Source organism: Candidatus Pelagibacter sp. uisw_098 (genome assembly GCF_059512505.1).
Genome location: NZ_CM183454.1, coordinates 368,720 through 384,920, shown reverse-complemented (window position 1 = coordinate 384,920; position 16,201 = coordinate 368,720). Strand labels below are relative to the sequence as shown.

Sequence of the window (16,201 nt, the reverse complement as noted above, 5' to 3'; positions counted from 1 at the left end):
TTAAATGTCTTCGTTAGCTTTAACTGTTTTAAATATTTCGTGAGTTGCGGTGTCTCTTTCCACTTTGATCCACTGTCTACATCCTGATATATGTTGCCATAACTCTTTGTGTTTTCCTCTTAAGCTTTTTCTATTATAGACAAAGTTATCCCAATCTATATCTGAAACTTCCTTATTAAGTTCTGGTCTTTTAACAGTTGCATCACCACCATATGAAAATTCATTTTGAGATCTCATTCCACAATGAGGGCATTTAATATGCAGCATTTATGAGATCCATGTTTTGGTTCCAAGTCCTTTTTCATCTAGTAAGTGACCTGTATTAAATCTACTTAAGCTATAACCTTCATTTAATTTATGAACTCTATCTTGAGCAATTGTATGTGCAAATGTCCAGCCTGAAGCTGGAGTTGCTTTAAACCCACCATAACACCATCCACAATTTAAATATAATCCTTCGATATGAGTTTTATCTATTATGGGTGAACCATCCATAGACATATCCATAATCCCACCCCAAGTTCTAAGCATTTTTAATTTACTTAGAAATGGCATCATTGCAATTCCCTCTGTTAGTACATGCTGGAGTGTTGGTAAATTTCCTCTTTGGGCATAACTATTATATCCATCCAGATCTCCTCCCATTACCATTTCACCTTTATCAGATTGACTAATATAAAAATGTCCTGCTCCAAAAGTAACCACACTATCTAATACAGGTTTTACAGGCTCTGTAACACATGCTTGTAAAAGATGAGTTTCTACTGGTATTGTCATATTTAGTTTTTCAGCCAAAATATTGGTACTTCCTGCAACACATAAACCAATTTTTTTAACTTTTATGTCTCCTCTAGAAGTTCTGACACCATTTATTTTTCCACCAGAAACATCAAATCCAGTTACTTCACAATTTTGAATTATATCTACTCCCATTGAGTCAGCTTGACGTGCATAACCCCAAGCCACAGCATCATGTCTTGCTGTCCCAGCACTTGGTTGCATTAATCCACCAAATATAGGAAATCTTACATTGTCTGAAAAATCTGCCATTGGAATAATTTCTTTTACCTCTTCTCTATTTAATAAAACTGCATCAATACCATTTAAGCGCATTGAGTTTCCTCTTCTTGCAAAAATATTCATTTGAGCGTCTGAGTGTGCAAGGTTAATTATTCCTCTTGGAGAAAACATTACATTGTAATTTAAGTCCTGACTCATCTTTCTCCAAAGATCCATTCCAAACTCACTAAATAATGCATTATCATCGTGCATATAATTTGATCTTATGATTGTAGTATTTCTTCCCATATTTCCACCACCAAGCCATCCTTTTTCAATGATAGCTACATTCGTAATATTATGTTCTTTTGCAAGATAATATGCAGTAGCTAGGCCATGGCCTCCACCACCAATAATAACAACGTCGTATTCTTTTTTTGGAGTAGCATCTTTCCAGGCTAGGTCCCATTTTTGATGACCAGAGAAAGCATTTTTGATCAAATTAAATATAGAATATTTTTGCATAAGATAATTTTATACAAACGAATATAAATAGTTCTTATTTTTTTTATATATATTTTTTAGAAGTTTCCAAAAAATTAAAATAGGATATCAATTGAGCATTAAAAAATAAATCTTATAGGAGTTTCAAATGAGCGAAGTTAAGTCAGACATTCAAATAGCTAGAGAAGCTAAAATGCAACCTATAAATGATATTTTAGCCAAGATAAATGTACCAGATGAAAGCTCAGCTTTTAGTCCAATGGGCAGACACATTGCAAAGATTAATTTAGAATATTTAGACACACTAAAAGATAAACCAAATGGAAAACTTATACTAGTTACAGCGATCACTCCTACTCCAGCTGGTGAGGGTAAAACTACAACTTCAGTTGGTTTAAATGACGGATTAAATAAAATTGGAAAAAAATCGATTGTTTGTTTAAGAGAACCAAGCCTTGGGCCTTCTTTTGGAATGAAAGGTGGAGCAGCTGGTGGTGGTTATGCTCAGGTAGTTCCAATGGAACAAATTAATTTACATTTTACCGGAGATTTTCACGCAATAACATCAGCTCATAATTTATTGTCAGCATTAATCGATAATCATATCTATTGGGGAAATAAGTTAGACATAGATGTTAGAAGAATTGTTTGGAAAAGAGTGATGGATATGAACGATCGTTCTTTAAGATCTATAAATATAAACTTAGGTGGAGTTGCAAATGGTTTTCCAAGAGAAGATGGTTTTGATATAACTGTTGCATCTGAAATCATGGCAATCTTTTGCTTATCAAATGATTTAGAAGATTTAGAAAAAAGAATTGGAAATATTACAATTGCCTATACTAGAGATAAAAAACCTGTTTATGCTAAGGACTTAAAAGCACAAGGTCCGATGACTGTATTATTAAAGGATGCAATTAGACCTAATGTTACTCAAACTTTAGAAAACAATCCTGCAATTATTCATGGTGGTCCTTTTGCTAATATTGCACATGGTTGTAATTCTGTAATTGCTACAAAGACTGGACTAAAACTTGCTGATTACGTTGTTACAGAAGCAGGATTTGGTGCAGACCTTGGTGCGGAAAAATTTCTTGATATTAAATGCAGAAAGTCAGATTTAAAACCTAGCTGTGTTGTAATTGTTGCAACTATTAGGGCTTTAAAAATGCATGGTGGTGTAGCAAAAGATGCCCTTAAAACAGAAAATGTGGAAGCCTTAAAAAAAGGTTTAGTTAATCTTCAAAGACACGTGGAAAATGTCAAAAAATTTGGTTTACCAGTTGCAGTAGCTGTTAATCATTTTATTAAAGATACAGATAATGAAGTAAAAGCTTTGATAGAATTTTGTGACACTATTGGTGTTAAAGCAAGTCTCTGTACTCATTGGGCAAACGGTGGTGAAGGTACAAAAGAACTTGCAAGCCATGTTGCTGAATTATGTGAGAAAAATGAGGACAAATTCAAATTCTTATATGAAAACAAAATTCCTCTATTTAAAAAAATAGAAACAATTGCAAAAGAAATTTATAGAGCAGATGAGGTTATTGCTGATACTAAAATTAGAGATCAATTAAAAAGCTTTGAAGAATCTGGTTACGGAGATTTCCCAATTTGTATTGCAAAAACTCAATACAGCTTTTCAACAGACCCAAGTCTAAAAGGTGCACCAACAGGACATTCTTTGCCAATTAGAGAAATTAAACTCTCTTCAGGAGCAGAGTTTATTGTTGTTATTTGTGGTGCTGTTATGACTATGCCTGGACTACCAAGAGTTCCGGCAGCAGACTCAATTAAATTGAATAAAGATGGTGAAATTGAAGGTCTGTTTTAAAAATTAGTTACGTATATAATTAATCCAATTTCTAACTTCACATGTTCTATCATTAAAATCTAATAGTTCATCTTGAGATTTTATGAATGAGATATGGCTTTCATACTCTTCTTCATTTAAAAAATTTTTATTTTCAAATAATCGCTCTTTACGACCATCCATAAGATTAAGCATCTGAAAATATTCATAATCAGGATGATATTGTAAACCAATAATTTCTGAGCTTCCCGCATTAAAGCTAACACCCATTACATTATTAACTTTGTCACTTGATAAAAGAGTAGTATTTTTTGGCAATTCACTTACTTCGTCAAAATTGAATGCTGGTGAGGTAAAAACTTTTTTTTTATCTTTGTATATAAAGTGTTTTTCACCTTCATTGTTAATAATTACATCTGATGCAATTCCAATATGTGCACCATTTTTTCCAGGATTTACTTTACCTCCAGCTGCTGTTGAGCAGACTTGTAATCCCCAACAAATTGCTAAAATCTTATTTTTATGATTAAAGCAATTAGATGCAAAATTGATATGTTTCTTAATGACATCTGTCATATCATTTACTCTCATTGCACCACCAGTAAACACAATGCCATTATATTTACTCATATTTTTTAGAGCATTCGTTGTCTCATCATCATGACCAGGATTTATGATTTCTGTATTTGTTAATGGTTCTATCTTTAAAATTAAATTTTTTAAATTATCTGCTGCAGAACTTCCAGCTGCTTTAATAAAAAACTCACTATCTTCTCTAATATTTCCCTCAACAATTAAAATATTCAAATTACTCATTTAAACAATTCTCCACTCATACTATGCTGATACATTGTTCTCATATCATTTTCTGTTAATTTTTTTGGATTTCCTCCAGTAGATGGATCTGCTAAGGCCATTTTTGACAATCTATCAATATCAAAATTCTTTTCATCAATCACTTCTGATAATTTGTGAGGCATATCTAGTTTTTTTCTTAAATCTAAAACCCAGTTAACAAAACCATCAAAAGATCTATCTTTAAGTTCTAAATAATCACAAATCTTTATTGTTTTTTTTTCAATTACGTCTTTATTAAAAGTTAATACGTAAGGCATGAATATCGCATTGGATAAACCATGATGAATATTATTTAAAGCATTTACCGGATGGCTTAATGAATGAATTGCCCCCAAGCCTTTTTGAAATGCTGTTGATCCCATGCTTGCTGCTGTTAACATATTTTGTCGTGCTTCAATATTTGATCCATTGTTAAATGCTTCAAATAACCATTCATTAATTAATCTCATGCCCTCTAAAGCGATTCCATCAGCCATTGGGTGATATCCTGGTGCACAATATGCTTCCAAATTGTGAGCTAGCGCGTCCATACCAGTTGCAGCTGTAATCTTTGCAGGCAAACTAAGTGTTAATACCGGATCCAAAATAACTATTGAAGGTAAAAATTTAGGATGAAAAATTATATTTTTTACACCAGTTTCTTCATTTAAAATTACAGATGCTCGTCCTGTTTCTGATCCTGTTCCAGCAGTTGTTGGTACAGCAATAATTGGTGCAATTTTGTCAGAGTTCGCTTTAGTCCAATTATCACCAACATCCTCAAAATCCCAAATAGGTAAGGTTTGGCCTGACATAAATGCAATAGCTTTACCAACATCTAAGCCACTACCCCCTCCAAAAGCTATTACTCCATCACAATTATTTTTATTATAATAATCAGCACCCTCAGTTACATTGGTGCCAGTTGGATTACCCACAACATCTGAATATAATTCAGCTGAAATACCACCTTCTTTTAAATTCTCTAGAACATTGATTACAATTTTTGATTTAGCAAGACCACTATCAGTCACTAACAATGGTTTATTAATGTTTAAATTTTTGCAAGCAATACTTAGATCTTTAATCCTATCCTTTCCAACCCACATGGTTGTTGGATAATTCCAATTTGACTTCATTTACTGGTCTCTTTTTAATTTTTATTTTTTTTAATTTCTTCTTCACAAAATTTTTTAGCTTCTGCAAGATCTGTAATTTTTGATTTAGATAATTTTTGACTTCCAGCTAGGCAGGCATCGACAGCTCTTTTTAAATTATAATCACTAAAATTTAGAATAACTACCATTCCAAGCACTATAAAAACAAATATTAATATATTTTTTACCATTGAATTTCTAATTTCTTATTTTCACATATAGTGTTTAGCATACTAAACATTAATGGAAAATGTTTAGAATTAAGATCTTGTAAAATTTTAGGTCCAATTTCTAATGCAAGTTGTGCACCCTCTACTGTAATATTTTTCATAAATTTTTCTTTAGCTTCTTTATATAAATATCCTTCACCTAAATATTTTCCCATCAAACTATTTCTTCCCCCTATTGCACTTACATATAAATCACCTAAACCAGCTAAGCCATAAACAGTTTCTGCTCTTCCTCCATAGAAAGAAACAAATTCAACCATTTCAGAAATTGATCTATGGATTAATGAGGCTGATGTATTTAAATAATATTTAGATTGAATTTCTTTAGGTGCTTTTGAATTGCTTAATCCTTCAGAAGCTCCAATTAACATTGAATAAATATTTTTAATTGCACCTGATAACTCAATGCCAGTTAAATCATCTGACACTTCTGTCGAATAATAATTTGTTGATATAATTTTTTTTAATCTTTCTGTTTCTTTAATATCTGGATTTGCGATAACAGTGCCTGTTCTCATTTTATATGCAAGACCTGCCGCTAAACAAGGTCCTTTGATTGCTGAAATATTTACTTCTCCATGACCCTTTTCCTTGAGAAGTTTTTTAATTTTATCTGAAAGTGTTATTAATTCATTGCCCTCAATGGCTAAACCTTTTGTTAATAAAATAATTGGAAGATTTTTTTTATAATTTTTTGATATCTGATTAACAAACCATTCAATTCCTACAGAACTCACTCCAGCAACAATTATATCTACCTCACCTTCAAGTATTGATTGTAATTTTTCAAATTTTTCTACCTTCAATTTTGATGGTAATTCAATATTTAAGGCAGGATGAAGATTATTATTTGATTTAATATTATTTATTAAATCATCTTCTAAATGCGTACCAACAAGTGTTACTTCATTCTGGTTTTCAAGGCATGGTACAGCAAATGCAGACCCCATTGCTCCAGCACCAATAATAATAATTTTTTTCATAATACTGTATTTTTTTATATTAATTTTTAGCATTTTGTTGGTAAAGTACAGTTATAAATTTATTAGGGAGAGGTGATTTTATGACAAAAGTAGCAATTATTGGTGCTGGACCTTGTGGTTTATCTGCTTTGAGATCTTTTGAACAAGCTGAAAAAAAAGGTGAAAAAATACCTGAAATAGTTTGTTTTGACAAACAAGATGATTGGGGAGGCTTATGGAATTACAGTTGGAGAACAGGTTCTGACCAATACGGCGACCCCGTACCTAACAGCATGTATAGATACCTTTGGTCAAACGGCCCTAAAGAATGTCTCGAGTTTGCTGACTATTCGTTTGATGAACATTTTGGAAAACCAATTCCATCATTTCCACCTAGAGAAGTTTTGTATGATTATATTTTGGGTAGAATTAAAAAAGGGAATTCAAAAAGTAAAATAAAATTTAGCACTACAGTTACTAATGTTGTTTATAATGGTAATAATTTTGAAGTTACTTATCGTGATAAAAAAAAAGCTACCTCTTCAACGGATATTTTTGACTATGTTATTGTAGCTAATGGACATTTTTCTGTTCCATTCATTCCAGAATATCCTGGTATGAAAGCTTTTCCTGGAAGAATAATGCACTCTCATGATTTTAGAGATGCAGAAGAATTTAGAGATAAAAATGTAGTTGTTTTAGGAAGTAGTTATTCCGCAGAAGACGTAGCTCTTCAATGTCATAAGTATGGAGCGAAAAGTGTAACAATAGCTTACAGACATAATCCAATGGGATTTAATTGGCCAAAAGGAATGAAAGAAGTTTATCACCTAGATAGGCTTGAGGGCAATAAAGCAATTTTTAAAGATGGTCATGTGCAAGAAGCAGATGCTGTAATTTTATGCACAGGTTATCTTCATCATTTCCCTTTTTTATCTGAAGACTTAAAATTAAATACAGGGAATAGACTGTATCCACCAAATTTATATAAAGGTATCGTTTGGCAAAATAATCACAAATTAATATACCTAGGTATGCAAGATCAATTTCATACATTTAATATGTTTGATTGTCAGGCTTGGTTTGCAAGAGACGTTATAATGGGAAAGATTAAATTTCCAGGTAGTTCAGAAATAGAAAAAGATATAAACAAATGGGTATCGATGGAAGAAAAATTAGAAAGTGCTGATCAAATGATAGATTTTCAGACTGAGTATACAAAAGAACTTCATACTTTATCTGATTATCCAAAAATTGATTTTGAATTGATTAGAAAAACTTTTAAAGAATGGGAACATCATAAAGTAGAAAATATTATGACCTATAGAAATAAGTCCTTTTCTTCACCTGTGACTGGATCAATTGGTCCAAAACATCATACTGCCTGGGAAGTTGCAATGGACGATTCTTTAAAAACATTTTTAGATCAGCCTAAAAAATAAGCCATAAGTTGTAATTGTGTATGATATTTGTAAAAAACCTTAAATCTGTCTCTGATCAAGAATGGTCAACAACCGAAAAATATCCAGGTGTTAGGTGGAAATTTTTAATTGATGCAGATTTTATGGGCAGTTCCGGACTTTCACTTGGTTTTGCAGAGATTGCTCCAGGGGGTAACTTGACCCTCCATTATCATTCACCTGCAGAAATATATGTAGTTACTAATGGCACAGGAGTATTGAATAAATCTGGTGAACTTGAAGAGATTAAGAAAGGTGATGTAGTTTATATTGCAGGAAATGCTGAGCATGCTTTAAAAAATACTGGAAAAGAAACCTTAGAATTTTATTGGATTTTTCCAACAGATCGTTTTTCTGAAGTTGAGTATATTTCAACAAGCTAAAATCTTAAGTATATTAGTTAAAAACAATTAATTAAAATATGGAATTATAATGAAGATTGGCTTTATAGGACTTGGAAATGTAGGTGGTAAACTTGCCGTTAGTTTATTGAGAAATAAATTTGAATTAACTGTTAGAGATTTAAATAAAGACCTTACAAAAGATTTTAAAAATAAAGGTGCAAAAATTGCAAATTCTCCTAAAGAATTAGCACAACAAGCTGATTTAATAATAACATGCCTCCCTTCTCCAAAAATTTGTGCTGAAGTGATGGAAGCAGAAGATGGAGTTATAAATGGACTTACCAAAAATAAAATTTGGCTTGAAATGAGCACTACTGATGAGTCTGAAATAAAAAGATTAGGTAAGTTTGTTAGGGAAAAAGGAGCAATACCACTTGATGGCCCAGTTAGCGGAGGTTGTCATAGAGCAGCTACAGGAAATATTGCAATATTCGTTGGTGGAGAAAGAAATGCTTTTGAAAAGATATTACCTGCATTAACTATGATGGGTAGGAAAATTTTACATACTGGAGAACTTGGTTCGGCTACTGTTTTAAAAGTAATTACAAATTATTTAGCTTCTACTCATTTAGTTGCTCTTGGTGAAGCTTTGACTGTTGCTAAGAAATCTAATTTAGATTTATCAAAAGTTTATAAAGGTATAGCTGTTTCCTCTGGAAATTCATTTGTTCATGAAACTGAAAGTCAAGTAATCTTAAATGGTTCTTATAATATTAATTTCACAATGGATCTTGTTCTTAAGGATACTGGCCTGTTTGATAATTTAGCTAAAAAGTTAAATGCACCTTTAGAAATTTCTCCTTTAATTGTTAAAATATTTGAAGATGGTAAAAAAAAATATGGCTCAAGAGCTTGGTCTTCAATGATTGTTAAGAGAATGGAAGAGTTAAACAATATAGATTTTAGAGCAGATGGGTTTCCAGATGAATTAATTGATAATGAACAAGAAGAAAAAGGATATGAAATATAATTATCATGTTAAAGTACTATCATGCTAGATAAGAGAAAATTTTATATCAATGGTAGATGGGTTGAACCAAAAAAACCAAATACCTTTAATGTAATCAATCCATGTAATGAAGATCCATGTGCAATTATTTCTTTAGGCTCAAAAGAAGATACCAATGATGCAATTAAATCTGCTAAAAATGCTTTTGAAACATGGAGAGAAACTACCAAAGAAGACCGATTAAACTATCTAGAAAAATTACTCTCAGTTTATAAAAAACGGTCTAGAGAAATGGCTGAAGCTATTTCGTTAGAAATGGGTGCGCCTATAGATTGGGCAACAGAGGTACAAACTGCCTCTGGTCAATCACATTTAGAAGATTTTATTCTAAGACTTAAAAATTTTAAATTTGACGAACACTTTAATGAAAAATCAAATAACCATATTTGCTATGAACCAATTGGTGTTTGTGGACTGATTACTCCTTGGAATTGGCCTATTAATCAAATTGCTTTAAAGGTTATTCCGGCATTAGCAACTGGGTGTACAATGATTTTAAAACCTTCAGAAATTGCTCCTATTTCAGGAATGCTGTTTGCTGAAATGATTGATGAAGTTGGTTTTCCAAAAGGTGTCTTTAATTTAGTTAATGGTGATGGGGCTGGAGTTGGGACACATTTATCTGGTCATCCCGATATTGATATGATTTCTTTTACTGGGTCAACGAGAGCTGGGAGATTAATTTCTAAAAATGCCGCTGAAACAATCAAAAGAGTCTGTCTAGAGTTGGGAGGCAAAGGTGGAAATATTGTGTTTGCTGACTCTTACCCTAATGCAGTTAGAGATGGGATTAGGAATGTTATGACTAATTCTGGGCAATCATGCGATGCACCAACAAGAATGTTGGTTGAAAAATCTATCTATCAAAGAGCTATTAAAGAAGCTGCAGAAGAAGCAAATCTAATAAAAGTAGATGAAGCCTCAAAAAAAGGAGATCATATTGGTCCTGTAGTTTCAAAAATACAATATGATAAAATTATTAGTCTAATTAAAAGTGGTATTGAAGAGGGTGCTACATTAGCAGCAGGTGGTCCCGACCTACCAAATAATTTAAATAAGGGCTATTTTATTAAGCCAACAATTTTTACAAATGTTACAAATGATATGGAAATAGCAAAAAAAGAAATTTTTGGCCCTGTACTATCCATCATTCCTTTTGAAACAGAAGAAGAAGCAATAGAAATTACTAATAATACTGAATATGGTTTGGGAAATTATTTACAAACTGAAGATAAAGAAAAAGCTCATAGAGTTGCAAAAAGACTTAAATCAGGTTGTGTATATATAAATGGCAATGCTGCAGATCCAGGAACCCCATTTGGTGGATTTAGACAATCAGGAAATGGTCGAGAGGGTGGAGTGTGGGGTCTTGAAGAATACCTAGAAATTAAAACTGTCACTGGGTGGAAATAATTCATGATTGGATTTGTAATGGTTGGGACTAATGATCTTGATAAAGCAATCACGTTTTATGATACTTTACTTGAGACGATAGATTTAAAAAGAGTAATAACCAGTGAAAAATATGTAGGATACTCATCCAAAAAAAATCCTAAAGAAATTGAATTTTATGTAACAAATCCAGTCGACAAAAAAAAAGCGACGTATGGAAACGGTACACAGATATCATTCGCAGTAAAATCAAAAGAAACAGTTGATAAATTTTATAATATAGGAATTAAGTTAGGTGGAAAAGATGAAGGAGCCCCAGGAATAAGATCTGGGGATTATTATTGTTACATTAGAGACCTTGATGAAAATAAAATTTGCTCGTTTGCTAAAATAGATAATTAATATGCACTTAATACATAGGGGAATTGTAAATAAAAACTACAAAGAAAATCTTTTAAAATCATTTAAACAATCATTTAAAAAAGGATATGGGATTGAAACAGATATTCACGTCACAAAAGATGGTGAATTTATTTGTTTCCATGATTTTACTTTAAAAAGAACTTTTAAAAAAAATCTAAGCATAAAAAATCTTAATTATTCTCGGATTAATGAGATTAGCACTAAGTTTAATAAGCCAATTCCACTCTTAAAAGACTTGTTGAAATGCTCAAAAAATAAGTACTCTCTTCATATTGAAATCAAACCAATCTTTTCAAAACCTCTTCTAAAAAAACTCTTGAAGGAAACATCAAAATTTACAAAATGTGTATTCATTTCCTTTAAACACGAAAATATTTACAATCTACTTAAGATTAAAAAAAATACTAAAGTAGGATTATCTTTTTCACCACCAACAAGTATTAAGGAAATAACTGAGAAATCAAATAACAAGAATATCAATTGTCTAATATTAGATAAATCTTATTTAAAAAATAAGAATATCAAAAATTTAAAAATTGAAAAATATTATTATACAATCAAAACTAAATTAGAATTTAAAAAATATAATAAAAAAAATAACTTAATATTTGAAAATATATAAGATTATTTTTTTAAAAAGTTTAACCTTCCTAAAATTTCATCTCTGTCCATATAATATCCTTGTAAATGACGATGACCAGAATTTGGATTAAAAGCTGTTCTTCCATGAAGAGCTCTTCTGTTATTAAATGAAAAAATATCACCTGGTTCTAATCTAAACTTAATTTGAAATTTATCATCGTGTAAAAGATTTCCAAATCTACGGTGTGCTTCGTATACCTTGTCCATAATATCAGGGTGGCAGTCTAACGTATCCATTGTAGCTACACTAAATCTTATATCATTATAGTCTCCGTCCTTAGTTAGTGAAATCGCAGGAGCATGGAAGTTTCTAACCGTTTCTTGCGTATAATCTTTATCTCTAAATTTAAGAGGTACACTTACAAGGGTGTTAAAAATTTCTTTTTCGTTCTTTTTTAAATAGTCTGCTACTGCAAATCCATCTACACATGAAGAATTTCCTCCTTCTGCAGAATTAACCAAACAGTGAAGAAACTGGTAACCAGGGGGTGTCTCGAACCAAGGTAGGTCCATATGATTTCTTAAGGCATGTGCCGTATATGCTGAGTTATTTGGTTTTGGAACATTAATAACTTCAAACGGTGTATTAAAAAAAGTCTGCCTTGTATGGCTTATTCTGTTTAAAACTGGAAATGCAGACTCTTTTCCAACTGGTGTATTTTTAACAATTGCTATTCCCTTGTAATGTAAAAGCTCAAGCCATTTTAGTAAACCCTGTTCACTATTTAAAATTTTATTGTGATCAATGGTTACAGATTCTAAATTGTTTTCTAAAGAGTTATCCCATAATTGATAGGGAGAATTATATTTTTCTTTGTTTTTTATCGTATAACAATTTTCTCTAAGCCATTTTGGATCATAGTGACTTATATGATTTCCCTCACTCCATTTTACTACTAATTTACCCTCTTCATTTACTTTTGATTCTTCAGCAATTAAATTTTTTGAAACTTCAAGAATGTTAAACATTCTATGATTGGTATCTTTATCGTGTGCTGTAGGACAATTATCTCTCAACCAAAAATAGTTAAAACTGCTCTCCTCTCCATCGCTCCATTTAATAAGTAGATTTTTTTTATTTTTTTCTACTTTTGAAATACTTGTCATATTCCTATGATTATTTAGTTTTACGTACTTTTCAATGCAATTTATAGTTGTAAATTAAATTGTTACTTGAATTTCAAAGTCATACCTTATTAACTATCCTCAATAAAACTTAACTATAGGGAGAGAAAATATGAGGTTTTTAAAAAGATTACTACTTTCGGCCTTCTTTATATCGACATTATCATTAGTAGGTACTAGTGCGAATGCTGCTTGTAAAGCGAGATTGGGAGATTTTGATTGGAGTAGTGCTAATATTCATACAGCAATTACTTCTTTCATTCTTGAAAAAGGATACGGATGTAATGTTACGGTAACAAAAGGAAGTACAACACCTATTATGGCTGCCCACTACGATGGTCAACTAGATGTAATCACTGAGGTTTGGTATGACAATATTATAGCAAACTATGAGCCACATGTTGAGGCTGGTACTATTAAAAATATTGGAGTTAATACGCCAGATTCACAACAAGCTTTCTACGTGGACAAAACTACAGCCGATAAATACAATTTAAAATCTGTTGAAGATATGAAAGATCCTAAAATAGCTGCACTATTTAAAGATCCTGAAAACCCTTCAAAAGGTAGAATGACTAGCTGTATTTCAGGTTGGACTTGTTATACTGTAAACTTGGTTAAACAAAAAGAGTATGGTTTAGATGAACTTTATACAAATTTTGATCCAGGTTCTGGAGGAGCGTTAGATGCTGCTATTGCAGGTGCTTTTGCTAAAAAGAAACCTATCTTTACATACTATTGGGCCCCTACTGGCTTAATGGGTAAAGTTGATCTAGTTAGATTAACTGAACCTAAGTGGAGCAAAAAATGTTGGGATGATATGTCTGTAGTTGTTGAAAAAATCAAAGCAGAAGGACCAGAGGCATATACTAAATCTTGTGCTAGTGAATACAGAGATATGGCGTTAACTAAATCTGTATTGACTAAATGGGCTGCCGCTCATCCTGCAGAAACTAAGTTCTTATCGCAGTACTCAATTCCTACTGCTACTGTTAATAGAATGTTAGCCTACTATGAAGATGAGTCAGATGGTGACATGGATTTAACAGCTAGAGAATACTTAAAATCAGAGTCAGCTTGGACTTCATGGGTTCCTGCTGATGTTGCTAAAAAAGTAAAAGCAGCGCTTTAATTTTACGTAACAAATAATTTGAAAGAGCCCTACGGGCTCTTTCTTCGCAAAAAAAAGAAATAATCATATGTTTAAAAATAAAAAAAATTTATTTAACTTAAGTCTATTGGGAATTTTTATATGGTTATTAATTTCAAGTTATAATTCATCGAAAAGAAAACCTGAAACTGTAGGTGAATTATTTAAAGATTTTTCATGGTTAAGTGATTGGCCCAAATGGTTAGATTTACCATTAATGCCATTAATTAATAAATGGTTCAAAGCACTTAATGAAAATTATGGTTTTATCTTTGAGGCAATAAATAATGTTTTACTTGCAATGTTAATGGGACTGAAAAACTTTTTAGTTCAAGCTCCATGGCCTTTAGTAATTATTGGTGTTGTAATACTTGCTTATTATGCAAGTGGTAAAAAAATCAAAACTACTGTTGCAGTAGGTTTTTGTACATTTTTTATTGGATTTTTACATCCTCGTTTCTGGGATAAGGCAATTGAAACTACTTCAATTATGTTAATTAGTATATTTTTATGTCTCATTATTGGTGTTCCAATAGGAATTTGGATGTCTAGAGCTAACAGGGTAAGAGAGAAAATTCTTCCTATACTAGATTTAATGCAAACAATTCCGGCATTTGTGTATTTAATTCCAGGGATAATGTTATTTGGTCTTGGTGCTGTTCCAGCAATCATTGCAACTTTTATTTATGCTGTTCCTCCATTAGTTAGATTAACTGATCTAGGTATTAGGTTGGTTGATACAGAGGTTACAGAAGCAGCAGACGCATTTGGAGCTAGCAAAAAACAGAAATTATGGGGAGTGCAAATTCCACTCGCACTACCTAATATTATGCAGGGAGTTAACCAATGTACAATGATGGCATTATCAATGGTTGTTATCGCATCAATGATTGGAACAAGAGGTTTGGGTGATGAAGTTCTTCTAGGTCTTCAACAATTAAATGTTGGTAGAGCTGCAGAAGCAGGAATAGCAATTGTATTATTGGCAATTGTACTGGATAGAATTACTCAATCTTATGGCGAAACACTTCAAGAAAGAAATTCTCCCACCAAGGAAGTAAAAAAATAATGTCAAAAATAGAAATTAGAAATATCTATAAAATTTTTGGCAATAAACCACAATCTATAATGCCCATGGTTAAAAATGGTGGAACAAAAGATGACATTCTAGAACAAACTGGACATACGGTAGGATTAGATAATGTTTCTTTAAATATAGAAGAAGGTGAAACTTTTGTTTGTATGGGTTTATCTGGTTCAGGAAAATCTACATTAATAAGACATATAAATAGACTAATTGATCCGACAGAGGGTGAAATTCACATTGATGGTACCAATGTTATGAATTGTAATCCAGAGGAGTTAATTGATTGGAGAAGAAATCGTATTAGTATGGTTTTTCAAAGATTTGGTTTATTTCCACACAAAACTGTCATGCAAAATGTTGGCTATGGTTTAGAGATGCAAGGTAAATCAGAAGAAGATAGAGACAAAATTGCTATGGAAAAAATTGATGACGTTGGTCTTAATGGTTTTGAAAACCAGTTTCCAAATCAATTATCTGGTGGAATGCAACAACGTGTTGGCTTAGCAAGAGCTTTAGCAACAAATTCTGATATTATGTTAATGGATGAAGCCTTTAGTGCATTAGACCCTTTAATTAGAAGTGATATGCAAAAACAATTAATAGATCTTCAATCAGAGTTAAAAAAAACAATAATTTTTATTACCCATGATTTGGATGAGTCATTAAGATTGGGTGATCATATTGGAATACTAAATGCTGGAAAACTAGTTCAAGTTGGAACACCTATAGATATAATAATGAAACCTGCAGATGATTATGTAAAAGCTTTTGTTAAAGACGTTAATAGAGCAAGGGTAATTAAAGCAAAAGTTATTATGAAAAATGTAAATGAGGTTAATGGAATTGATAAATCAAATTTAATCAAAGTCCAAGAAGATCAATTCATTGAAGAATTTTTACCCCAAATAGTATGCACAAGTGCTAACTGTGAGGTTGTTGATAAAAATGGAAATGTTAAGGGATATATAACCAATAAAGAACTTCAAGAATCTTTAACAAAAACATAA

At 31.7% G+C, this 16,201-nt stretch carries 17 protein-coding genes; 10 read left to right on the top strand and 7 right to left on the bottom strand.

Annotated features, from left to right (window positions below; genetic code table 11):
* Together AC5YF9_RS01985 and AC5YF9_RS01980 are read right to left on the bottom strand one after the other, a co-directional pair.
* Positions 1-267 carry a sarcosine oxidase subunit delta gene (locus tag AC5YF9_RS01985; RefSeq protein ID WP_415304367.1) on the bottom strand — a complete coding sequence of 89 codons (267 nt, stop codon included), beginning with the start codon at positions 265-267 and terminating at the stop codon, positions 1-3.
* Positions 268-1,524, bottom strand: coding sequence for a sarcosine oxidase subunit beta family protein (locus AC5YF9_RS01980; RefSeq protein ID WP_415304366.1), 1,257 nt, complete (start codon positions 1,522-1,524; stop codon positions 268-270).
* A 127-nt stretch (positions 1,525-1,651) separates the two neighbouring features.
* On the opposite strand from AC5YF9_RS01980, the gene AC5YF9_RS01975 reads away from it, so the two are divergent.
* Complete coding sequence (locus AC5YF9_RS01975) at positions 1,652-3,337, top strand: formate--tetrahydrofolate ligase (protein WP_415304365.1); 1,686 nt, start codon at positions 1,652-1,654, stop codon at positions 3,335-3,337.
* A 3-nt stretch (positions 3,338-3,340) separates the two neighbouring features.
* Here AC5YF9_RS01975 and AC5YF9_RS01970 read toward each other — a convergent pair whose 3' ends face one another.
* From AC5YF9_RS01970 to AC5YF9_RS01955, 4 genes are read right to left on the bottom strand one after another with little or no spacing between them, the layout of a single operon-like run.
* Complete coding sequence (locus AC5YF9_RS01970) at positions 3,341-4,132, bottom strand: glutamine amidotransferase-related protein (RefSeq protein WP_415304364.1); 792 nt, start codon at positions 4,130-4,132, stop codon at positions 3,341-3,343.
* Positions 4,129-5,292, bottom strand: a complete 1,164-nt coding sequence (locus tag AC5YF9_RS01965) for an iron-containing alcohol dehydrogenase (RefSeq protein WP_415304363.1) — start codon at positions 5,290-5,292, stop codon at positions 4,129-4,131. The genes AC5YF9_RS01970 and AC5YF9_RS01965 overlap by 4 nt, the downstream gene beginning before the upstream one ends.
* Positions 5,293-5,306: 14 nt before the next feature.
* Positions 5,307-5,501, bottom strand: coding sequence for a hypothetical protein (locus tag AC5YF9_RS01960; protein WP_415304362.1), 195 nt, complete (start codon positions 5,499-5,501; stop codon positions 5,307-5,309).
* On the bottom strand, positions 5,495-6,523 hold the full coding sequence (locus tag AC5YF9_RS01955) for a glycerol-3-phosphate dehydrogenase (protein WP_415304361.1): 1,029 nt from the start codon (positions 6,521-6,523) through the stop codon (positions 5,495-5,497). Before AC5YF9_RS01955 ends, AC5YF9_RS01960 begins: the two co-directional genes overlap by 7 nt.
* Before the next feature lie 80 nt (positions 6,524-6,603).
* Here AC5YF9_RS01955 and AC5YF9_RS01950 point away from each other — a divergent pair, with 80 nt between their 5' ends.
* From AC5YF9_RS01950 to AC5YF9_RS01925, 6 genes are read left to right on the top strand one after another with little or no spacing between them, the layout of a single operon-like run.
* Positions 6,604-7,944, top strand: a complete 1,341-nt coding sequence (locus AC5YF9_RS01950) for a trimethylamine monooxygenase (RefSeq protein ID WP_415304360.1) — start codon at positions 6,604-6,606, stop codon at positions 7,942-7,944.
* Positions 7,945-7,964: 20 nt separating this feature from the next.
* Positions 7,965-8,345 carry a cupin domain-containing protein gene (locus AC5YF9_RS01945; RefSeq protein ID WP_415304359.1) on the top strand — a complete coding sequence of 127 codons (381 nt, stop codon included), beginning with the start codon at positions 7,965-7,967 and terminating at the stop codon, positions 8,343-8,345.
* 49 nt (positions 8,346-8,394) lie between these two features.
* Positions 8,395-9,336 (top strand): NAD(P)-dependent oxidoreductase, encoded by a 942-nt coding sequence (locus AC5YF9_RS01940; protein ID WP_415304358.1) that lies wholly within the window; start codon positions 8,395-8,397, stop codon positions 9,334-9,336.
* A gap of 21 nt (positions 9,337-9,357) precedes the next feature.
* Positions 9,358-10,788, top strand: a complete 1,431-nt coding sequence (locus AC5YF9_RS01935) for an aldehyde dehydrogenase family protein (RefSeq protein WP_415304357.1) — start codon at positions 9,358-9,360, stop codon at positions 10,786-10,788.
* Between the two features lie 3 nt (positions 10,789-10,791).
* A complete protein-coding gene (locus AC5YF9_RS01930; RefSeq protein ID WP_415304356.1) occupies positions 10,792-11,169 on the top strand; it encodes a VOC family protein in 378 nt (125 codons plus the stop codon).
* 1 nt (position 11,170) lies between these two features.
* On the top strand, positions 11,171-11,812 hold the full coding sequence (locus AC5YF9_RS01925; RefSeq protein WP_415304355.1) for a glycerophosphodiester phosphodiesterase family protein: 642 nt from the start codon (positions 11,171-11,173) through the stop codon (positions 11,810-11,812).
* A gap of 2 nt (positions 11,813-11,814) precedes the next feature.
* On the opposite strand, the gene AC5YF9_RS01920 is transcribed toward AC5YF9_RS01925, so the two are convergent.
* Complete coding sequence (locus tag AC5YF9_RS01920) at positions 11,815-12,939, bottom strand: TauD/TfdA family dioxygenase (RefSeq protein ID WP_415304354.1); 1,125 nt, start codon at positions 12,937-12,939, stop codon at positions 11,815-11,817.
* A 130-nt stretch (positions 12,940-13,069) separates the two neighbouring features.
* Here AC5YF9_RS01920 and AC5YF9_RS01915 point away from each other — a divergent pair, with 130 nt between their 5' ends.
* The 3 genes from AC5YF9_RS01915 (at position 13,070) to AC5YF9_RS01905 (ending at position 16,201) form a co-directional block, all read left to right on the top strand.
* Entirely contained in the window at positions 13,070-14,089 is a 1,020-nt protein-coding gene (locus tag AC5YF9_RS01915; protein WP_415304353.1) for a glycine betaine ABC transporter substrate-binding protein, read from the top strand.
* A gap of 67 nt (positions 14,090-14,156) precedes the next feature.
* A complete protein-coding gene (locus tag AC5YF9_RS01910) occupies positions 14,157-15,176 on the top strand; it encodes an ABC transporter permease (protein WP_415285935.1) in 1,020 nt (339 codons plus the stop codon).
* Complete coding sequence (locus tag AC5YF9_RS01905; RefSeq protein ID WP_415304352.1) at positions 15,176-16,201, top strand: quaternary amine ABC transporter ATP-binding protein; 1,026 nt, start codon at positions 15,176-15,178, stop codon at positions 16,199-16,201. Before AC5YF9_RS01910 ends, AC5YF9_RS01905 begins: the two co-directional genes overlap by 1 nt.